This is a genomic window from Pseudomonas sp. TAE6080 (assembly GCF_018732265.1).
GTDB classification, from domain to species: domain Bacteria; phylum Pseudomonadota; class Gammaproteobacteria; order Pseudomonadales; family Pseudomonadaceae; genus Aquipseudomonas; species Aquipseudomonas brenneri.
The window spans coordinates 56,042-74,212 of record NZ_JAHIDY010000012.1 but is presented as its reverse complement, the minus strand read 5'-3'; the positions used below and the strand labels follow the sequence as shown (position 1 = coordinate 74,212).

The window sequence follows — 18,171 nt, the reverse complement described above, 5'->3', positions numbered from 1 at the left end:
ATGGCCCCGGAGGGCGGCAACCCTCCGAGACCGACCAACCCCAAGGAGAAGCACCATGCAAGTGAACCCCCAAGAAGTCAGCGCCGAGAAGGCTACCACGACAGCCGCCGACCTGCGTCTTGTCAGTGTCGAGCAGCTGCAGAAGATCCACCGCGAGCTGGACGCATGCCAGAAGGTAATTTGGATGGCCGGCTGCGGTCAGCGCGGCTATGGCTTCGACCAGGCCTATGTCAACGGTGCCCAGGAACAGCTCAAGGTTATCGAGGAACTACTCGTCAGCACTCAACCCGCTGCTCTGGATGACACCGCCCGCCTCAACTTCATGCTGGAGAAGCACCGCAAGGTGGTGGTCGAACTGGTTCTGTTCCCCCGTCGACATCATGAGGTCTACGTCGAGGAAGGCTTTATGGCCGACGAGCAGTACCCCGCCGTTACCCATGCCGGGGACTGGGCGAATGGTTCAGCAACCGCGAAAGAGGTGAAGCGCAAGGCCATCGACGCCGCCATCGCAGCGCATGAGCAAGGAGGTGCGCTATGACCGGGGCAAGCATGAACGGTACGGATCACCTCAGCGACAAGGTGCAGGCCAAGTTGCGGAAGCTACAGGCCCTCGCCGAGCGCGGCGAAGGCGGCGAGAAGGCCAACGCCCAGCGCATGCTGGAAAAGCTGCTGGCGCGTCATGGCCTTTCGCTGGACGACCTCGCCGACGAGCGCGGCGAGATTCGCTGGTTTCCGGCGGCCAACAGGTTCGATAGGCGGCTCGCCGCTCAGATCATGGCGAAGATCGGGAACACCGACGACCCCGGCATCTACACCAGCAAGCAGCGGCCGAAACTCGTCGGAGTGGAGACAACGCCGGCAGAGGCCGTCGAGTTCGGACTTCATTACGACACCCTTCGCAAGGCACTGGCCGAGCACTTCGGCGATGCCTTCTCGGCGTTCGTTCAGGCCAATCGGCTGTTCTCGTCACTTCCAAGTGACGACCAACCTGCGGCATTGAGCGAGCGCGATTTCCGCGTCATGTCGATGGCGGCGGCGGTACCCATTACGCCAATCAACCCCCGCCTGGAGCACGCCAAGGAGGTGCCCCATGCGTGAGCGCCCAACCATGGCCAGCCATCGCCTGGACCTGCCCAGCATCTGCGACATATGCGGCAAGGCCCGATCCACCCGCAAGCACGCCGCCTGCAGCCGAACCCGCCAGCAACTCAAGCGCGAAGAGTGGGCCAGCTACATGGACAACATCGCCGCCAAGAAAGCCCAGGGAGGCCGCCGCCATGCAAACTGATAACACTTCGCCCATCACCATCAACATCCGCCAGAACACCGGCACTTACATCGCCAAGGCCCCGGGCCTCAAACCCACCGCCAGCTGCTCCACCGGCCCGCTCCAGGCAGCCGAAGCACTCGCCAAAAAGCTCGGTCTAGCCCCTGGCTTGATCCAAGAACAGTCCATTGGTGGGCTGGGTTACGGCTGCTCGCGCTTCTCACACTCCGGTGAACTGGCAACGAACACCAGCGACAAGGCCCACTGCCCCAACTGCGGCATCTGCCACACACGCACCGAAACCTGCAACGAGGCCAAGGCCCGCGTCGGAGGTGCAGTATGAAAGCACTGAGTATCCGTCAGCCTTGGGCCTGGCTGATCGTCAACGGTCACAAGGACATCGAAAACCGTAGCTGGCCGACCCGCTTCCGCGGACCGGTGCTGATCCACGCCGCCAAGGGCATGACCAGCGCCGAATACAACGACGCCTACTTCTTCGCCCTCGACCAGGGCACCACCATCCCGCACTTCAACGACCTGGAGCGCGGCGGCATCGTCGGTCAGGCCACAGTCACCGGCTGCTGCGACGACTGCCTGTCGCCCTGGTTCTTCGGCAAGTTCGGCTTCGAGCTGGCCGACGCCAAGCCCCTGCCGTTTCTCCCATACAAGGGCCAGCTGGGCTTCTTCGATATCGACTACCAGGAGGTGGCCCATGGCTGAACCGTGCGATTGCCTGAACCAGTGCGGCGATGACGAGCGCGTCGTCCAGTATCTGGTTGAACCATGCGAGTGGCGGATGAACCGGGCTCTTCGAGAGAAGGCGCGGCTAGAGGCTGAAGTTTCTCTGCATGAAGACGCCGCCAAGTGGCGAGCTTTCTGCGCTGACATGGAGGTGGCCAATGTCTGACCTCTTCTACCTGCAGGACAGCCGCTCCAACGTGGGCAGCCGGGCAATGTTCTGGCGCGAAGGTGGCGGCTACACCTCGAACCTGGACGAGGCCGAGCAGTTCAAGCGCGAGTCCGCAGTCAAGCAGTACGAGTGCCGCGAAACCGACCTGCCCTGGCCCGTGGACTATGTCCGCGCCCGGGCAGAGGTCGGCGTTGACTGCCAATACCTCACCAGGTCGGAGGCCGAGGCCTACCGCAACGAAGACGGCCGCGTATATGTGGCCTACGCCCGCGAGTGGGACGGCAACGATCTGGTATGGCGCGGCGGCAAAGGCCCAACCGCCAACCTGGAAGACGCCATCCACCCGGGGGCGGCAGATGCCGCTGGGTACCTAGCCCAAGGCTTCGAGCTGTGGCCATGCGGATACATCGTCGAGCGTTCCCGGCCGGTAGTCCTGGCTGCGCTGCTCGACCACAAGCAAGCACTGCGCTCGGTCGGCCTCAAGCTGCCCAAGCCTAAGCGCCCGCGCTCCCACCGCCACAGCGACCGGCTCAACTGCGACGGTTGCGGCCGCTTCCTCAGTGACCGCCAACGCTTCGAGGATTGCCCCAACTGCGGCGCGAGGAATGCGCCATGAGCCGCCGTCTGATGGTCCGGGGCGGCCGCCGCTGTGGTCGCTTCAAACGCCTGCTGCCGCTGCTCCAGTACGCCCAGGGCAATGGCTGGTCAGTCGTCTACACCAACGGCGGACACCTGCGCTTTACCAAGCCTGAGCGGCCAATCATCCACACCAGCAGTACGCCGAGCGATTGGCGTGCTGTCCACAACGCCTTGGCCCTCCTGGCCAGAGCCGACCGGATGACTGTGGTGGAGCTTTCGCATGGGGTGGCCATCTACCATGGCTGACCAGGACGAACGCCAGCACATGCTGGAATGCGAGGCCAGGTACTGGCTCCGGCGTGGGAACACCACGCCGGAGAAGGTGGCCGAGCTGAAAGAAACCCACCTCAAGAAGCGCAGCGAGCAGGCCATCAACCTGCTCATTGAGGAAATGCGCAAGCAGTGGCGGCGTCGCCATGAATGGCTAGGGAGGGAGCATGGGTAACGACGTGCGGCGAGAAGGCCGGTGCTGCGATTCTCGGCGGTGGCCACAGGCCGTCGGCAGTACACTGGAGGCCCAGCCATGAGCGAAGTCTCCCGCGTGCTGACATTCGACGACCTCAAGCGCATTACCGGATATGCCCGACGGGCAGACGTGGAGCGGACCCTGCACGAGCAGGGCATCCGCATTTTCCGGGGCCGCACCGGCCCCTGGACCACCGTGGAGCTAATCAACCAGGCCGGCGGGCTGAAAGCCGGCACCCAGGAGCAGTACGGCGTCGAGATTCTATGAGGCGATCCAGGAAGAACAACCCCAACATCCCCCCGCACATCGACCAGGCCGCTATCCCAGCGGCCGTTTTCTTTGACCACCGAGGCAAGGGAACCTGGTACACCCTGCACCGCGATGAGGCCGGCCGGCAGCGCCGGCAGAACATAGCCAGCAGTTCGGCCACACTGGCCGAGCTGCACAAGATCATGGAAGTCCGCAATGGCGTCGACCGCGAGAGCCTGAACCACCTGTGCGAGCAGTACCAAGACAGCGCCAGGTTCAAGAGGCTCGCGCCGAAAACCCAGGACAGCTACACCTGGTCGCGCGACGTTCTTGCCAAAATCCCCACCAAGCTGGGCAAACCCCTCGGCGAACTGGCCGTGCGCAAGTTCACCCCTGCGCTGATCCAGCGGATCATTGACCGGATCGCCGACGAGGGCACGCCGTCGAAGGCTGCCCATGCGCTGCGGTACCTACGCTTGGTGATGCAATGGGGCCGCAACCGCGGCTACCTGGACAGCAATCCGGCCATGGGCATCGAGGCGCCTGCAGAGCGCAAGCAGCGTCGGCTGCCGTCCCATGACGTGATGCAACGCCTGATCGACCGCGCCCGCGAGCTCGGCCAACTGAAACGCGGGCAGAAGGACGCGGTACCTCCGCATCTGAGCTACGTCATGGAACTGGCCTACCTCTGCCGGCTGCGCGGCATTGAGGTCGTCACCCTGACCGACGCCAACGAGTTGGCCGACGGCGTGCTCACCAACCGACGCAAGGGCAGCCGTGACAATGTGGTCACCTGGACGCCGCGCTTGCGAGCCGCCTGGGACGCTGCAAAGACCCGCCGCTCCCAAGTATGGAAAGCCCGGGGCACGGCCGTGCCGGTCAATCCCGAGAAACGCTTCATCATCACCGCCGACCACGGCGGCCCGCTGGGCAAGTCCGGCCTGGACACCGCCTGGAACCGCTTCATGCGTAACGCCATCGTGGCGGGCGTCATCACCGCCGAGCAACGCTTCGGCCTGCACGACCTCAAGCGTCGCGGCATCACTGACACCCCAGGCACCAGGGCAGACAAGCAGGAAGCCAGCGGCCACCGCGACGAGTCCATGCTCGACATCTACGACCTGAGCGTCCCGAAGGTCGCCCCATCAGCTCTCTGATCCCCCGAAACCTGCGTAACAAGCGCGCCGGACTCCGCATGGAATCCGGCCGTCAGCGCTGCCATTACGTAACAACCCTCGACCTAAGTGACTGACCAGCAGGCCGAAAATGGTTTTCTTGTAATCAGTAGGTCCCGGGTTCGACTCCTGGTGCCGGCACCATACAAAACAAAGCCTCCACAGAAATGTGGGGGCTTTGTTGTTTCTGGGGTTTGGGGTTTTGAGCGTACCCTTCTTCTCCACTCGCCGTGGGCATCCTCTTCACCGTCCTCTCCTCGCCATTGCTTAGCTCCGTCCCGGCACCTGACGTGCGGGATGCCTCCAGATTGAGGCCGAGAATAAATCGGTCTCCTTTTCCAAAACGTCCACAATGTGTCCACACCGGAATTACTAGGCCGCGCGCCACCACTTCATTTCGACGGTTGAGATGCTGCTGTCAGCTCACTAGTAAATTTCAGGGCAGGCGCTGGTGAAAATAAATCCGCCCCCTTTTCACTCTTTTCACTCCCTTCGGGCTTCAATCCCTAACGTCTCCGGCTGGAGGTTTGCGTGCTTGACCGAATAGTAGGGCACCATGCCAATATCGCCGCAATAATCTGACCTCATTAGCGCGTTGAACGGAAGCAAGCCATGCGTAAAGCTGCTCTTTTACTGACATTTACTGCTTTGGTCGCCGGATGCACAAACACCGGGCCAGGATCACCGGGCGACCCCTACGCAAGCATACGTTGCTCGAAATCATTGGATCACCCCCCCATCCCCAGTGAGCATGTCGAGTACATCCGCGCGCAAAGCGATGACGGAGACCTCTATTGCAAAAACGTACTTGCCCTTATGTACGAGAGCGGCACGGGTGTGCCGCAAGATATACCGAAAGCCAGGGCGCTCTTTCAATCAATAGCGAATGTGGACGAAGCGGGTTATCACAACCTTGGCCGCATGGCGGAGGAGGGTATTGGTGAGACATCCGACTATGTGAAGGCAAGAGCCCTTTACCAGCGGTCTATTTCTGTTTCTGATAGCAAAACGAAGTTGGCCAAATTCATGGAGGAAGGGATTGGAGGGCCCCAGGATCTTAACGGGGCAATGGCGCTATATCTGCGAAGCAGCAGCGAAGGTGTGCACCGGCTACGCGCCAAAGGTGTGACATTAACCCCCGAGCAGATAGAAGACTTCAACGCACGCTGGCTCAAGGGAGTGACTGCCTACAGTCAAATGAAGATACTCCAGGTAGAAAACAGTCTGCCCTTGGAAGTAAGGCGGGGCCCTGCTCTCAAGCCAGTTTGGTTCGCGATGAAGTACACCAAGGGGTCCTTAGTACCTGAAATCGAGCTTCTCGAAAGTTCGGGCAATAATTCCGTCGATCAGATGGTGTTGAAGGGGATGAGTTCCTACAGATTTCGCTATGAACCTATCATGCCCGAAGGCAAGACCGTTTGGCCGCTGGTTACCAGTCTCAGCCCAAATTCAGCTCCACGCAGTTTGGAGTAGTACGTTTCCCTTGCTGCGCAGCGGGCCGGGCTTTCGTGCTGCGCATCGAGCCTAGTCAAACAGCCGACCTGTCTCCACCTCTTCTGGCTTCAATACCTAACGTCCGGCCGGGCGGCCTGCTGACCAGCACCCAAACTCAACCCGCCCCACCTCAACCCAACCTATTCAAAAAATACCGACTCGGCACCTCCCCCAACACCCGCCTGAACACACTCGTAAACGCACTCGAACTGCTATACCCCAGATCAATCGCCACCCGCGTCACCGACTCGCCATTCCCCAACCTCACCACCGCCGCCAACAAGCACGCCTGCTGGCGCCATTCCACAAAGCTGATACCCGTTTGCTGGCGAAACAAGCGGGTAAAGGTGCGGCGGCTCATGCCGAGGCGTTGGGTCATGTCGTCGATGCCGGTTTCCAGGGATGGCTGTTGCAGCAGGTTGCGGCAAATGTGGGCCAGGCGGGGGTCGTTGGGGATTGGGGCATTGAGTGAGAGGGCGCGCATGGCGGCTATTTCGTCGAGTAGCAAGGTCATCAGGTGGCCTTCGCGGTGCTCCTTTTCGTACAGCGCTGGAAGGTCGACGGCGCGGGTCAGCAGTTCTCGCAATAAGGTCGATACGCCGAACACCTGGCACTGCGTGGGCAGGTTGAGCCGGGTTGCAGCGGGGGTGCGGATGTAGGTGTTGAGCATGGTCACTGGGCCGCTCATGCTCATTTCATGGGCAACACCTGCCGGGACCCAGATGGCGCGGTGTGGTGGCACGACCCAGTTGCCCTGTTGGGTGAAGACGGTAATCACGCCACAGGCGGCGTAGGCAAACTGCCCGCGTTGATGGGTGTGCAGCGCAAAGTGCTGGCCATCGCGGTAGTCGTTGGCCGTGACCACGGCGTCGCGGGGGGTGTTTTCGTAGGGGTCGATGTCTGTGTCGCGCATGGCCCGAATTTAATGATTTATGACCTGATAGTGCAAGCGAGCCATCACGCCTGTTACGCATAGTTGCGCCTTGGCTGGCGCACTCAAGGCGCCGGCGCTGTTTTGTGGAATCAGAACACCATGCAAAAGAAGCATCTGGCCCTGGCCGTGTTGGTGACGGCTGTCTGGGGGCTGAATTTTCCGATTACCAAACTGGGGTTGGTGGGGATCGATCCGCTGTTGCTGACCGCGTTGCGTTTTACCCTGGCGGCGTTGCCGTGGGTATTTTTTGTGCGGCGCCCGGCTATTGCGATGAAGTGGCTGGTGGCCTATGGCTTGATTTTCGGGGTGGCAATGTGGGCCTTGATCAATTTGGGAATTGAACTGGGTGTGCCGCCAGGCACCGCGGCCTTGCTGATCCAGTTCAGCGCATTTTTCACCCTGGGTTGGGGGGTGTTGTTGTTTCGCGAGCAACTGAGCGTCGGACAGATCCTCGGGGTGGGGCTGGCGGCTGTAGGACTGATCGGCATTATCGCCAGCAGTCCAGGCGAAGCGACCACGCTGGGTTACGGCCTGTTGCTGGTAAGCGCGTTCAGTTGGAGTGTGGGCAACGTCATCATCAAGCAATCAAAAGTGCGAGAGATGTTTGCCTTTGTGGTGTGGGCCAGTCTGTTCCCGCCGATTCCGTTGCTGCTATTGACCTGGCTGGCCCATGGATCGGCGCCGTTCAATGAGCTGGTGACGCATGTGGAGTGGCTGACGGTGTGCTCGCTGCTGTTTCAGGTGTACGCGGCCACGCACTTTTGTTACTGGGGCTGGAATCTGTTGCTGCGCGAGTACCCGGTTTCCAAGGTGGCGCCGCTGTCGTTGCTGATCCCGGTGTTTGGTGTCAGCGGCTCCATGCTGTTGCTTGGGCACCGGGTGGGCTTAAACGAGGGAATCTCGATTGCGCTGATTCTGTCTGCCCTCGCGGTGGGGTTGGTGAAATGGCGTCGGCCCCCACCAGCCACGCCCCGATTGCTGCCGTAGGCGATGGGCGCGAGATGGCACTTAGCCATATTTCTAATTGACACCCCCCTCCCCGTCCTTTAAAACCCATGCATTCGCTGCGTTCATGCGGGAAACCCTGCCCCGTCACAGCACCCGCCGTTTTTTATTGAGACATGGATGTCGAACAACCCCCCGCTGTTCAATCGTCGCCGCTATTTGCTCGCGTTTTTTATCGTGTTGCTGGCGGTGCTCGATCCCTTCGGCCTGGCAAGCTCCAGTGACAAGGCATCCGCCCAGTGGCTCAACCGGATGTTTTCCAGCAATTACCCCAGCACCGGCCAGCAGCACATCGCCGTGGTGTTGATCGATGACGCCTACCTGATGCGTAACAACACCTCATGGCCGATGCCGTATAGCGAGCAGAGCAAGTTATTCAAGCGCCTGCTGGCCTACAAGCCCAAGGCGGTGTTTGTGGATTTGTTGTACAGCCACGATCACTCCCTCGGCGACCCGACGCGCGGCAGTCAGTTACTGGCGAATGTGTTCGAGCGCTATCAGCACCGGGGCATTCCCTTGTTGCTGGCCAATACCGGGGTGACGCGGGGCGAGAATGGGCAAGCCAATACTCTCGAACAATTTGCCGCATTCACCCAGCCAGGGCTGGTGATGTGGTCGGGGGTGGACGACAAGTACCCCTTGGCGATGCCGACGGCGTTGGGGGTGATGGAGACGCCGGCCCTGGCGCTGTACCGCCAGTTCTGCAAGGACCGGCCGTGTGCAGATCTGCCCGCGGATGCCGAGGTGGCTGCGCAACGGCAGCCGATCGCCGTGCAATGGGGCTTGAAACTGGCACCCGAGCAGGCGCAGATCTCGGATATCCGTCACTGCGCGCCGCCGCGCAATTTTGTGCTGGATTGGGTGGCGCAGTTTTTCCAGGCGGTGTTCTGGAAACTCGACGACTCAGCCCAGGCTCGCTGCCCTTATAGCCTGACCCTGTCGGCCAGCGATCTGGAGGTCAGTTCGCCAGAGGATCAGGAACTGGTGGCCGGGTTGTTGCGCGACCGCCTGGTGATGGTCGGGGCCAGTATCACGTCCACCGGCGACCTGGTGCAGTCACCCGTACACGGGCTGATTCCCGGGGTGTACCTGCATGCCATGGCCCTGGACAACCTGATCTACAAGGGCATGGATTACGACCGCGAGCCGGCCAATTTCCCCGGTTTCAACCTGCACTGGGTGGACCTGCTGGAGCTGGGGCTGCTGGCGTTGATTCTCGTACTCAAGGCCCTGCATGCACGGCGCCTGGCCGGCTTACCGAGCTGGACGCGCTGGCACGCTCAAGAAGTCCGCTTCTTCACCTCACCCTACTGGTCGTGGGGCTTGGTGATGCTGATGCTGCTGGCGGTGTGCGGCGTGCTGTATCTGAACCACATCACCCTGGTCAACGTACTGGGTATTGTTTTGCTGTCATTGGCGCTGTTCAGCGAGCGGATCGAAGCCTTCTTCGACCGTGGCCACTGAAGGGCGCCGCCATGTCGTCTCACTCAAGGAAACCAAGGATGAACAGAATCCTCATCGTGCTACTCGCCGCGCTCTACAGCCAGGGCGTGCTGGCCGAAACCCACGTCATCAAGGAGTTCCTGGCCGACCCGGTGGAGGTGGTGGACGAGCAAGGCAAGCTGCAGCGAGAAATCGCCCGCAAAGACACACCCAAGCAACCGGTTCAGGTGTTGCAGCTCAACACGGACCTCGAACTGGTCCTGGTGGAATTGGCTGGGCAGAAAGTCTGGCTGGACACCCGGGACCTGCGAATCGAACCGCCACTGAATGTCATGAGCCTGCCGTGCCAGCAAATGCCCCAGAGCCTGGCCAGCGACACGCACAACAAATCCACCCTCGGCTACGGCGCCGGTTGCAGTCAATAAAGGAGTATCGCGGTGAAGGGATATCTATTGCTGGCCAGCGCATTGCTCAGCGGTTGCGCCACCTTGAAAGGTGCGGACCAGGCGTTTCTGAACCTGGTGGGGTCGTCGACCCAGTCGCAGGTCCAGGGCCACTACGTGGATAACAGCGAAGTGCGCCAGTACTACAAGCTCGACCCGCAACGCGCGGGCCAGCAGCGCTTGAGTTACGACGGCCGCACCGTGCCTGCCGCCGAGGCGCGCCAGCAGAACCTGGTGGATATCCCAATGTTGCAGGTGTACTTGCAGGGCATCGTCACGCGCCTGTCCAAGGGCTGGCCGGGGGAATTGCCGCTGTTGCAGGTGAAGATCACCGACAGCTACAGCTTCGGCCCATCGGCGGATCCCTACGGCAATATTTTCGTGCCCCTGGGCATGCTGGAAAACGTCGGCAGCGAAGATGAGATCGCCGCCATGCTCGGCCATGAAATGAGCCATGTGTTGCTGCATCACCATGACCGCGCCGCCGCCTTCCAGCAGCAGAAAGAAATGTTCACCACCGTGGCCTCCACCGTGGCCCTGGCAACAGTGGCGGCCAACACCGGGGTGGATCGCAGTTCGGGCACCATGAAGCTGTTCAGCAAGGACCCGGCCGGCACGCAAAAAACCATCGGCAACACCGTGTTGTATACCTCGCTGGCCAATAGTTTTTCCGACAATGTGTGGAGCACCGCCTGGGGCCGCAGCCAGGAAGACCAGGCAGATCTGCTCGGCACCGACCTGATGATTCGTGCCGGCTACGCCCCCCGCGCGGCCACTCACAGCCTGGAGCGCCTGAATGATTTCCAGGGCAAGCAGAAGCCGCTGCTGACGGGTTTTCTCACCGCCCGCAAGAACGCGATGCAAGACTCGTTGCAGCAGTTCAACCTCGACCGCTTTACCAAAGAGTTGGATGTGTTGGTCAAAGACGGCCTGAACACCACCATCAGCGCCACCAGCCAATACTTCAACCGCTCCCACATGTCTGCGCTGGACCGTGACACCGAGCTGCGCCAATACCTGCAACGCGAATACCCCAAGGAGCGCCGCGCCCGGGTCAATAAGCAGAGCTGGCCAAAGGTGCGTGACGCAGCCCCCGTAGCCAAGGCGATGCAGGGCTACAAGGACGCCTACGCCGCCACCGCCGCCCTGGCAAAAAACAAGGTGCCCGAGGCCGATGCGTTTATCCGCCGCGCCTTGGGTTCACCGGTCAAGGACCAGCCGAACATCCGCCGCACCGCCTACGCCGTGCGTCTGGCCCAGGGCAGAAATGCCGAGGCGTTGAAGGAGTTGCAGGCGATCAAGGACTGGTCCCTGGCCGGGCCTTCGACCTATGACTTGATGATCAGCTATTACCTCAAGCGCGGCGACGGCAAGGCGGCGCTGGCGATGATCGACAAGGCCGAACGCAACTTGGGCTCGGAAGAGCTGTTCATCACCGAAAAGCTGCTGGCTAGCCAGCAATTGCAGAATGCCCAGCAGGTGCAGAGTGTGTTGCGCAAATGCGGGCAGTACCCGGCGCGCAAGGCTAACTGCCAGAAACTGGCGCAGGTAAAGGCGTAGGTTTCAGGCAGCCATAAAAAAACCCCGACACGTCGGGGTTTTTTATTGCCTGGTATCAGGCACGACGCGCGATCTTAGAACACGTTGATCGGGTAGTCGGCGAACAGACGGATTTCGTTGCCGCCAACGTTGTAGTTGTTGGCGTTGGTCGAAACACGCAACCAGGAGGCACGGGCACGCAGGCTCAGGTCTTTAGCCGGGCCGCTCTGTACCACGTACTTGAACTGGTTGAAGATTTCACGCTCGGTGCCATCGCCACGGTTGCTACCGTCGTCGATGTTGGTGCCGCGCACGTAAGCGATGTTGTAAGTCAGACCCGGTACGCCGAAGGTGCTGAAGTCAATGCCGTAGCCGACCTGCCAAGAGCGCTCGTCTTTAGCGTTGAAGTCAGACCAGTAGGAGTTGGCCAGCAGGATGGTGTTACCACCGTCGCCGATACCACTGCCCTTGGTGTTGTTACGATAGCCGCCGTACATGTAGCCCGTGTCACCGGAACTGCGCTGGTGAGCCAGGGTCAGGCTGTGCGGACCGAAGGCCCAAGTGGCACCCAGGCTCCAGATTTTGTTGTCACGAGCGTCAGCATCACCCTGGGTCAGCTGGGCGAAGCTCTTGTCCAGCTTGGTCTTGTAGCCGTTGAAGTCAAACGTCAGCGACTGCTCCTGTGGCAGGCCCAGCACGTAGTTGACGTTGACGTATTGCTTCTTCAGTACGTCTTCCATGTCGGATGCGTACAGCGCGGCCGACAGGCTTTCGGTGAACTTGTAGCTACCGCCCAGGTAGGCGATGTTTTTCAGGTTGCCGCTGTCGGTGCCTTCGGCACCTTTTTGGGCTTCCTTGGTGAAGTAACCACCTTGCAGCTCCAGACCTTTGATCTCTTTGGAGACGATCGAGGTACCGGTGTAGGTTTCCGACAACAGACGGGAGTTGTCGTACTGCAGGACCGGCACGGCTGGCATCTGGTCACCGTACTTCAGCACAGTGTTGGAGATGCGAGCCTTGACGGCTGCGCCGCCCTTGGCCAGGTCGTGTGGTGCTGCGCCGCTGTCGCCTTGTTTGAAGAAGTTGATGCCGCCAGCGCCGCTGCGACCTTTACCACCATCCAGACGAATGGCGTATTGGCCAATCACGTCCACACCCACACCGACGGTGCCTTGGGTGAAGCCGGATTCGAACTTACCGATGAAGCCCTGGCCCCATTCGGCTTTATCTTTACCGCCGTCTTTGTAATCGCGGCTGATATACGCATTACGCGCCGCGATGTTCAGGTGGCTGTCTTCCACGAAGCCCTTGGATTGCTCCTGGTCGTTTGCCATTGCCTGAGTAGCGCTCAAAATCCCCAGAGCGATCAGACCCATCCGTTGCTTCAACATTTTTTTATTCCTTATTACTGGTTGAGTACGCGCTGTGACACCTGGCTCCGTTTGGATTTTTTGGTATCGACTTTCCCCGGATAAAAAAAGGCCCGCGGACGACCGAACATGCCGCGGGCCATTTTTTTATAGAGAAGTCATGGCGGTTAGCCACAGGCGTTGAGGCGAATCCTATCCGTGCCCTGAACCACGTGTCAATTTAGTGAATCGTCTGAATTTAGGCGAAAAAAGTCTAAGCAATATTATTTAGCCACTATTTACGCGTTATAGACGCTCAGCCGACTCATAACGTGAATAAGCGCTGGCGGGTAACGCATTTTCCGGTGCGACAGAAAAAACCATAAAAACACGCAGAAATATTTAGAAATATTTATTCAGGCCAACCGAGCAGGAATAAATCACGCCAGCAAATGGCAAGCATTATCATTCGCGCGCAATTTTTCCTCCCTCTTACGGATGCACCCCCTTAATGCCTGCCTCTCGCCTGACGCCCATGACCCTTGGGCTTTCTGCACTGCTGTGCGCCGGATTTGCCGGCGCCGCGACGACACTGCCCGCTACCTCCATCAGTGCAGAAGCTGACGAGGACGATCCGCGCGTCAAAAACACCAACACCGCCACGCGCACAGCCACGCCGGTGCGCTACGTACCCCAGGCGATCGACTCGGTGAAGACCGAGAACCTGCGCGCCTACGGCACCAACGATCTGGGCCAGGCCTTGAGCGGTATCCCCAACGTCAGCAGCGGCGCCGATACCCGCTTCGACAGCCTGCGTATCCGCGGCTTCGAAGCCAGCAGCGACTTCTACCTCGATGGCATCCGTGACGACAGCCAATACGTGCGCGACCTGCACAACATCGAGCGCATCGACGTGCTCAAAGGCCCAGCCGCAGTGCTGTACGGGCGTGGTGGCCAGGGCGGGATCGTCAACCGCGTCAGCAAGCTGCCCCAGGCCGGGCGTGCTTCCAGTATCGAAGCCCAGGGCGGCACAAACGGGACGCGCAGCCTGTACACCGACTTGAGCGCCGACCCGACGGACAACATCAGCCTGCGGCTGAACATGGGGAACGAGGACACCGACAGCTTCCGCGACAACATCAGCGGCAACCGTAAACTGTTCGCACCGTCGATGAGCTGGCAACTGACCCCGCAATTGAACTGGCTGGTGCAATACGAATACAGCCGCTACGACCGCACCCCGGACCGTGGCATCCCTGGCGTACGTGGACGCCCGGCCGATGTGAGCCGCGACACCACCTACGGCGACCCGCGCGACTACATCGACGACACCACCCAATCGCTGCGCTCCAAGCTCGCCTATGAGCTCAATGACAGTTGGCAACTGCGCCACACCCTGGGCGTGTTCAAACTCGACAGTGACTTCGACAACACCTACCTGACCGGCTACGACGCCAAGACCAACACCGTCGGGCGCCAGCGCTGGCAGCAGGACCTGACAACCCGCAATGTGTTCAACAACGTCGAGCTTGAAGGCGGCTTCAACACCTTTGGCCTGGAGCATCGCCTGTTGACCGGCATTGAGCTGGGCAGCCAGCGCCGTGACCCTAAACTGTCGACCTCAACGGCCGTCAAGGACGGCGGCCAAGCGGTCCCCAGCCTGGATCTGAAACACCCCAATCGCCACCTGAGCCATACCGGGCCGATGTTTGTTTCCAGCAATAACCACACCGAAGTCGAAAGCCAGGGCCTGTACGTGCAGGACCAACTGCGCCTGAACGACCAATGGCAAGTGCTCGCCGGCCTGCGCTACGACCGCTTCGAAGTGGACACCACCAGCAAGGTCACCAACGCTCGGCAAAAGGTCGACAGCCACAACACCAGCCCACGGCTGGGCGTGGTGTGGACGCCGGTGGAGAACCACTCGTTCTACGCCTCGTGGAGCAAGACGTTTTCCCCCACCGGTGGTGGCCTGATCGGCATCACCCCGAATGCGGCCGGCAATGCCAACGACCTGAGCCCCGAGCTGACCAAGCAAAAGGAAATCGGAGTCAAGAGCGACTGGCTCGACGACCGCCTGAGCACCACCCTCGCCGTCTATGAACTGGAGCTGTACAACCGCCGCACCCGCGACCCGGAGAACCCGCTCGTCACCCTGCTCAGCGGCGTGCAGCGCTCCCGAGGGATCGAGCTGACCACCACCGGCAAAATCGTCGGCAACTGGTATGTACGCGGCGGCGTCGGTGTGCAGGATGCCAAGGTCGTCAAAGACAACAACGGCTTTGAAGGCAAACGCATCAGCGACGTGGCCAAGCGCAACGCCAGCCTGTTCGTCACCTGGAAACCGGAAATGGGCTGGTACGCCGAAACCGGCCTGACCCTGGTGGGCGAGCGTTATGCCGACAACGCCAACACCGTTGTATTGCCGGGCTATGGCCGCTGGGACGCCCTGGCCGGGTTCCGGCACAAGGAATGGGATGTGAAAGCAGCACTGAACAACATCAGCGACAAGACGTACTACGCGTCGGCGACCAGCGCCAACCAGATCCAGTTCGGTGACCCGCGTAGCCTGGTGGTCACTGGGACCTATAACTTCTAAGCCACATGCGGTTCATGTGGGAGCGGGCTTGCTCCCACATTTGCATATCAATGCCCGTCAGTTTTGTATCAACTCGCACAACACCTGCACTTCATCCTCGCTGAACAACCCCGCTGGATAACGCTCACTCATCACCCGCCGCGGATCAGCCTGCCTGATCCGGCGCGAGCCGTTGGCCTTCAACCAGAGTGCCAGCGCGTGAATCGCGTCGCCCCGTACTGCCAGGGGATGGGGCGCGCGTTTATAGACCAGGTTGATATCGGCGTTCATTTCAGCGCTCTCTCCTACTGCTTGAGCGGCTAACTTACTCAAGGTTTATGACAGAACTGCGCAGTCACAAACCTCGATCACTGTCACAGCGCCGATACAAGAGCTGTGCCAATAAGCCCGGATTATCGGACCCCAGGCACAAAAAAGCCCACGGCCCTGATGGGCCATGGGCTTGCTGTTACTGCCAAGTGCACTGGCTGGCAAGCAGCCGCTTTCCCGGGAAATCGGCTGTTACAACTGCACTCAGATTTTGTGCGGTGCGGGCTGTTGTTGGGTCAGGCAATGGATATTGCCGCCACCCAGTAACAGTTCACGACCTGGCACCATCACCACTTCATGTTGCGGGAACAGGCCCTGGAGGATTTCCCGGGCGCGTTCGTCCAGCGGGTCATCAAAGCTCGGCGCGATAATGCCGCCGTTGACGATCAGGAAGTTGACGTAGGAGGCGGCCAACCGCTCGCCCGGATTACGCTCCTGGCTACCGTCCACCGGGTCAACACCGGCGCACTCTTGCTCGGTCGCATACAACGGCCCCGGGATCGGCATTTTATGCACGATAAACGCGCGCCCCTTGGCGTCAGTGCTGTTTTGCAGCACGTCCATGGCGGCATGGCAGCGCACATAGTTCGGGTCTTGCGGGTCATCGGTCCAGGCCAGCAACACTTCACTCGGGCGCACGTAGCAGCAGAAGTTATCCACATGGCCGTCGGTTTCGTCGTTGAACAGACCGTCGGGCAGCCAGATGATCTTATCCACAGCCAGGTTGGCGCTGAGTACCGCTTCGATTTGCCCACGCTCCAGATGCGGGTTGCGATTGCGGTTGAGCAGGCATTCCTCGGTGGTGATCAGCGTGCCTTCACCGTCGACGTGAATCGAACCGCCTTCGAGCACAAACCCCTCGGTGCGATAACGCGGGCTGCGCTCGATCTCAAGGATCTTGCCGCCCACCTGGGAGTCGCGGTTCCACGGCGCATACAAGCCGCCGTCAAACCCGCCCCAGGCATTGAAATCCCAATTCACGCCACGGACTTCACCCTGGTCATTGATCACGAAGGTCGGCCCGCTGTCGCGGACCCACGCATCGTCGCTGGACATCTCCACCACGCGGATATTCGGCACATCCAGGCGCGCCCGGGCGTTTTCGTACTGCCCGGCCGACACTGCGACCGTCACCGGCTCAAAACGCGCAATGGCCTTGGCCACCGCCACATGGGCCGCCTGCGCTGGCTTGCCGCCCAGGCGCCAGTTGTCCGGGCGCTCGGGCCAGATCATCCAGGCCTGGGTCTGGGGTGCCCACTCGGCTGGCATATGGAAGCCGTCAGCGCGAGGCGTGCTGTGCAAAGTGGTCATGGCGATCAGGACTCCAGGGAACCGTCGAGGGTCTTGAGCGCGCCGTACAGGTTCGGCCGGCGATCACGGAACGAGCCCCACGCGCTGCGGATGTGCTCCAGCTCATCGAGGTCGAAGCTGTGCACCAGGATGCCTTCTTCGGTTTCGTTGAGTTCTTGGACTTTTTCGCCGAACTGGTTGGCAATGAACGACGAGCCGTAGAAGTCGATGTCGTAGCCGTCCTGCTCTTCATTGCCGATACGGTTGCTGGCGATCAGCGGCATCAGGTTGGCGCCGGCATGGCCTTGCTGCACGCGCTGCCAGTGGTCACGGGAGGAAATGGTCTTGTCGTGTGGCTCGCTGCCGATGGCGGTCGGGTAGAACAGGATTTCTGCGCCTTGCAGCGCCATGCTGCGGGCGCATTCCGGGAACCACTGGTCCCAGCAGATGCCCACGCCGATTTTCGCGTAGCGGGTGTTCCACACCTTGAAGCCGGTATCGCCCGGGTTGAAGTAGTACTTTTCGTGGTAGCCAGGACCATCCGGGATGTGGCTTTTACGATAAATCCCGAGGTTGGAGCCATCGGCGTCAATGATCGCGATGCTGTTGAAACGCGCACGGCCGGCCAGCTCGAAGAAGCTGATCGGCAGGACCACTTGCAGTTCCTTGGCGATTTTCTGGAAGTGCTTGATGGCCACGTTGTCGTCAACCGGCGTAGCCAGTTGCAGGTAGTCCGGGTTTGGCTTCTGGCAGAAGTACGGGCTTTCGAACAGTTCCTGGATCAGGATGATCTGCGCGCCTTTGGCGGCGGCCTCACGGACCAGCTTTTCAGCGGTCTCGATGTTGGCTTCAAGATCCCAGGAACAAGCCATCTGGGTAGCGGCGACGGTAACGATACGGCTCATGAATCATCTCCTGGGCGGTGGTCAGCGGCCAGGATAACCATGGCCGATGACAGAAAGGGGAATGCTGGACGACTTTATAACGGATAAAAATCGGCTTTTAAAGCTGATCGATCTCCACCTATCGAAAAAAAACAAAAAATTCCCGATAACAATCG

Annotated in this window: 22 protein-coding genes; 17 read left to right on the top strand and 5 right to left on the bottom strand. The window is 60.5% G+C overall.

What is annotated here, in order from left to right; translation table 11 throughout:
• Nucleotides 1-55 precede the first annotated feature (55 nt).
• The 12 genes from KL786_RS11440 (at nucleotide 56) to KL786_RS11385 (ending at nucleotide 6,179) form a co-directional block, all read left to right on the top strand.
• On the top strand, nucleotides 56-538 hold the full coding sequence (locus tag KL786_RS11440; protein WP_169901075.1) for a hypothetical protein: 483 nt from the start codon (nucleotides 56-58) through the stop codon (nucleotides 536-538).
• On the top strand, nucleotides 535-1,098 hold the full coding sequence (locus tag KL786_RS11435) for a DUF2786 domain-containing protein (RefSeq protein WP_169901074.1): 564 nt from the start codon (nucleotides 535-537) through the stop codon (nucleotides 1,096-1,098). The genes KL786_RS11440 and KL786_RS11435 overlap by 4 nt, the downstream gene beginning before the upstream one ends.
• Nucleotides 1,091-1,288 (top strand): hypothetical protein, encoded by a 198-nt coding sequence (locus tag KL786_RS11430; protein WP_169901073.1) that lies wholly within the window; start codon nucleotides 1,091-1,093, stop codon nucleotides 1,286-1,288. The genes KL786_RS11435 and KL786_RS11430 overlap by 8 nt, the downstream gene beginning before the upstream one ends.
• The gene (locus tag KL786_RS11425; RefSeq protein WP_169901072.1) at nucleotides 1,278-1,610 is read left to right on the top strand and encodes a hypothetical protein; all 333 of its coding nucleotides are present in this window, start codon (nucleotides 1,278-1,280) and stop codon (nucleotides 1,608-1,610) included. Before KL786_RS11430 ends, KL786_RS11425 begins: the two co-directional genes overlap by 11 nt.
• The gene (locus tag KL786_RS11420; protein ID WP_169901071.1) at nucleotides 1,607-1,987 is read left to right on the top strand and encodes an ASCH domain-containing protein; all 381 of its coding nucleotides are present in this window, start codon (nucleotides 1,607-1,609) and stop codon (nucleotides 1,985-1,987) included. Before KL786_RS11425 ends, KL786_RS11420 begins: the two co-directional genes overlap by 4 nt.
• Nucleotides 1,980-2,174, top strand: a complete 195-nt coding sequence (locus KL786_RS11415) for a hypothetical protein (RefSeq protein WP_099169298.1) — start codon at nucleotides 1,980-1,982, stop codon at nucleotides 2,172-2,174. Before KL786_RS11420 ends, KL786_RS11415 begins: the two co-directional genes overlap by 8 nt.
• Complete coding sequence (locus KL786_RS11410; RefSeq protein ID WP_169901070.1) at nucleotides 2,167-2,793, top strand: hypothetical protein; 627 nt, start codon at nucleotides 2,167-2,169, stop codon at nucleotides 2,791-2,793. The genes KL786_RS11415 and KL786_RS11410 overlap by 8 nt, the downstream gene beginning before the upstream one ends.
• Nucleotides 2,790-3,062, top strand: coding sequence for a type II toxin-antitoxin system HicA family toxin (locus KL786_RS11405; RefSeq protein ID WP_236299364.1), 273 nt, complete (start codon nucleotides 2,790-2,792; stop codon nucleotides 3,060-3,062). Before KL786_RS11410 ends, KL786_RS11405 begins: the two co-directional genes overlap by 4 nt.
• Nucleotides 3,055-3,261 carry a DUF7696 family protein gene (locus KL786_RS11400; protein WP_169901069.1) on the top strand — a complete coding sequence of 69 codons (207 nt, stop codon included), beginning with the start codon at nucleotides 3,055-3,057 and terminating at the stop codon, nucleotides 3,259-3,261. Before KL786_RS11405 ends, KL786_RS11400 begins: the two co-directional genes overlap by 8 nt.
• 78 nt (nucleotides 3,262-3,339) lie before the next feature.
• Entirely contained in the window at nucleotides 3,340-3,549 is a 210-nt protein-coding gene (locus KL786_RS11395) for a DUF4224 domain-containing protein (protein ID WP_010213998.1), read from the top strand.
• A complete protein-coding gene (locus KL786_RS11390) occupies nucleotides 3,546-4,688 on the top strand; it encodes a site-specific integrase (RefSeq protein WP_169901068.1) in 1,143 nt (380 codons plus the stop codon). Before KL786_RS11395 ends, KL786_RS11390 begins: the two co-directional genes overlap by 4 nt.
• Before the next feature lie 630 nt (nucleotides 4,689-5,318).
• Nucleotides 5,319-6,179: a tetratricopeptide repeat protein gene (locus KL786_RS11385; RefSeq protein WP_169877124.1), complete on the top strand. Its 861-nt coding sequence runs from the start codon at nucleotides 5,319-5,321 to the stop codon at nucleotides 6,177-6,179.
• A 151-nt stretch (nucleotides 6,180-6,330) separates the two neighbouring features.
• On the opposite strand, the gene KL786_RS11380 is transcribed toward KL786_RS11385, so the two are convergent.
• Nucleotides 6,331-7,113, bottom strand: coding sequence for an AraC family transcriptional regulator (locus KL786_RS11380; protein WP_215517681.1), 783 nt, complete (start codon nucleotides 7,111-7,113; stop codon nucleotides 6,331-6,333).
• Between the two features lie 120 nt (nucleotides 7,114-7,233).
• On the opposite strand from KL786_RS11380, the gene KL786_RS11375 reads away from it, so the two are divergent.
• The 4 genes from KL786_RS11375 (at nucleotide 7,234) to KL786_RS11360 (ending at nucleotide 11,585) form a co-directional block, all read left to right on the top strand.
• Nucleotides 7,234-8,121 (top strand): EamA family transporter, encoded by an 888-nt coding sequence (locus KL786_RS11375; protein ID WP_215517680.1) that lies wholly within the window; start codon nucleotides 7,234-7,236, stop codon nucleotides 8,119-8,121.
• A 138-nt stretch (nucleotides 8,122-8,259) separates the two neighbouring features.
• Entirely contained in the window at nucleotides 8,260-9,603 is a 1,344-nt protein-coding gene (locus tag KL786_RS11370; RefSeq protein ID WP_215517679.1) for a CHASE2 domain-containing protein, read from the top strand.
• 38 nt (nucleotides 9,604-9,641) lie between these two features.
• Nucleotides 9,642-10,007 carry a hypothetical protein gene (locus KL786_RS11365; RefSeq protein ID WP_032856610.1) on the top strand — a complete coding sequence of 122 codons (366 nt, stop codon included), beginning with the start codon at nucleotides 9,642-9,644 and terminating at the stop codon, nucleotides 10,005-10,007.
• Nucleotides 10,008-10,019: 12 nt separating this feature from the next.
• The gene (locus tag KL786_RS11360) at nucleotides 10,020-11,585 is read left to right on the top strand and encodes a M48 family metallopeptidase (RefSeq protein WP_032856609.1); all 1,566 of its coding nucleotides are present in this window, start codon (nucleotides 10,020-10,022) and stop codon (nucleotides 11,583-11,585) included.
• 74 nt (nucleotides 11,586-11,659) lie between these two features.
• Here KL786_RS11360 and KL786_RS11355 read toward each other — a convergent pair whose 3' ends face one another.
• Nucleotides 11,660-12,955: an OprD family porin gene (locus KL786_RS11355; RefSeq protein WP_090292708.1), complete on the bottom strand. Its 1,296-nt coding sequence runs from the start codon at nucleotides 12,953-12,955 to the stop codon at nucleotides 11,660-11,662.
• 469 nt (nucleotides 12,956-13,424) lie between these two features.
• Between KL786_RS11355 and KL786_RS11350 the strand changes: the two genes are divergently transcribed.
• Nucleotides 13,425-15,512, top strand: a complete 2,088-nt coding sequence (locus KL786_RS11350) for a TonB-dependent receptor (protein ID WP_215517678.1) — start codon at nucleotides 13,425-13,427, stop codon at nucleotides 15,510-15,512.
• A gap of 57 nt (nucleotides 15,513-15,569) precedes the next feature.
• Here KL786_RS11350 and KL786_RS11345 read toward each other — a convergent pair whose 3' ends face one another.
• The 3 genes from KL786_RS11345 to aguB all read right to left on the bottom strand — a co-directional run bounded on the left by KL786_RS11345 (nucleotide 15,570) and on the right by aguB (nucleotide 18,016).
• Nucleotides 15,570-15,782 (bottom strand): hypothetical protein, encoded by a 213-nt coding sequence (locus tag KL786_RS11345; RefSeq protein WP_032856606.1) that lies wholly within the window; start codon nucleotides 15,780-15,782, stop codon nucleotides 15,570-15,572.
• 243 nt (nucleotides 15,783-16,025) lie between these two features.
• Nucleotides 16,026-17,132: an agmatine deiminase gene (gene aguA, locus KL786_RS11340; protein WP_215517677.1), complete on the bottom strand. Its 1,107-nt coding sequence runs from the start codon at nucleotides 17,130-17,132 to the stop codon at nucleotides 16,026-16,028.
• A 5-nt stretch (nucleotides 17,133-17,137) separates the two neighbouring features.
• Complete coding sequence (gene aguB, locus KL786_RS11335; RefSeq protein WP_215517676.1) at nucleotides 17,138-18,016, bottom strand: N-carbamoylputrescine amidase; 879 nt, start codon at nucleotides 18,014-18,016, stop codon at nucleotides 17,138-17,140.
• Nucleotides 18,017-18,171 lie beyond the last annotated feature (155 nt).

Excerpts from the sequence above, each read along its gene's own strand:
- KL786_RS11395 (WP_010213998.1), top strand. The coding sequence starts at position 3,340 with ATGAGCGAAGTCTCCCGCGTGCTGACATTCGACGACCTCAAGCGCATT.
- KL786_RS11420 (WP_169901071.1), top strand. The coding sequence starts at position 1,607 with ATGAAAGCACTGAGTATCCGTCAGCCTTGGGCCTGGCTGATCGTCAAC.
- aguB (WP_215517676.1), bottom strand. The coding sequence starts at position 18,016 with ATGAGCCGTATCGTTACCGTCGCCGCTACCCAGATGGCTTGTTCCTGG.
- KL786_RS11415 (WP_099169298.1), top strand. The coding sequence starts at position 1,980 with ATGGCTGAACCGTGCGATTGCCTGAACCAGTGCGGCGATGACGAGCGC.
- KL786_RS11350 (WP_215517678.1), top strand. The coding sequence starts at position 13,425 with ATGCCTGCCTCTCGCCTGACGCCCATGACCCTTGGGCTTTCTGCACTG.
- KL786_RS11425 (WP_169901072.1), top strand. The coding sequence starts at position 1,278 with ATGCAAACTGATAACACTTCGCCCATCACCATCAACATCCGCCAGAAC.
- KL786_RS11355 (WP_090292708.1), bottom strand. The coding sequence starts at position 12,955 with ATGTTGAAGCAACGGATGGGTCTGATCGCTCTGGGGATTTTGAGCGCT.
- KL786_RS11390 (WP_169901068.1), top strand. The coding sequence starts at position 3,546 with ATGAGGCGATCCAGGAAGAACAACCCCAACATCCCCCCGCACATCGAC.
- KL786_RS11375 (WP_215517680.1), top strand. The coding sequence starts at position 7,234 with ATGCAAAAGAAGCATCTGGCCCTGGCCGTGTTGGTGACGGCTGTCTGG.
- KL786_RS11385 (WP_169877124.1), top strand. The coding sequence starts at position 5,319 with ATGCGTAAAGCTGCTCTTTTACTGACATTTACTGCTTTGGTCGCCGGA.
- KL786_RS11370 (WP_215517679.1), top strand. The coding sequence starts at position 8,260 with ATGTCGAACAACCCCCCGCTGTTCAATCGTCGCCGCTATTTGCTCGCG.
- KL786_RS11430 (WP_169901073.1), top strand. The coding sequence starts at position 1,091 with ATGCGTGAGCGCCCAACCATGGCCAGCCATCGCCTGGACCTGCCCAGC.
- KL786_RS11440 (WP_169901075.1), top strand. The coding sequence starts at position 56 with ATGCAAGTGAACCCCCAAGAAGTCAGCGCCGAGAAGGCTACCACGACA.
- KL786_RS11400 (WP_169901069.1), top strand. The coding sequence starts at position 3,055 with ATGGCTGACCAGGACGAACGCCAGCACATGCTGGAATGCGAGGCCAGG.
- KL786_RS11380 (WP_215517681.1), bottom strand. The coding sequence starts at position 7,113 with ATGCGCGACACAGACATCGACCCCTACGAAAACACCCCCCGCGACGCC.
- KL786_RS11345 (WP_032856606.1), bottom strand. The coding sequence starts at position 15,782 with ATGAACGCCGATATCAACCTGGTCTATAAACGCGCGCCCCATCCCCTG.
- KL786_RS11410 (WP_169901070.1), top strand. The coding sequence starts at position 2,167 with ATGTCTGACCTCTTCTACCTGCAGGACAGCCGCTCCAACGTGGGCAGC.
- KL786_RS11365 (WP_032856610.1), top strand. The coding sequence starts at position 9,642 with ATGAACAGAATCCTCATCGTGCTACTCGCCGCGCTCTACAGCCAGGGC.
- KL786_RS11405 (WP_236299364.1), top strand. The coding sequence starts at position 2,790 with ATGAGCCGCCGTCTGATGGTCCGGGGCGGCCGCCGCTGTGGTCGCTTC.
- aguA (WP_215517677.1), bottom strand. The coding sequence starts at position 17,132 with ATGACCACTTTGCACAGCACGCCTCGCGCTGACGGCTTCCATATGCCA.
- KL786_RS11435 (WP_169901074.1), top strand. The coding sequence starts at position 535 with ATGACCGGGGCAAGCATGAACGGTACGGATCACCTCAGCGACAAGGTG.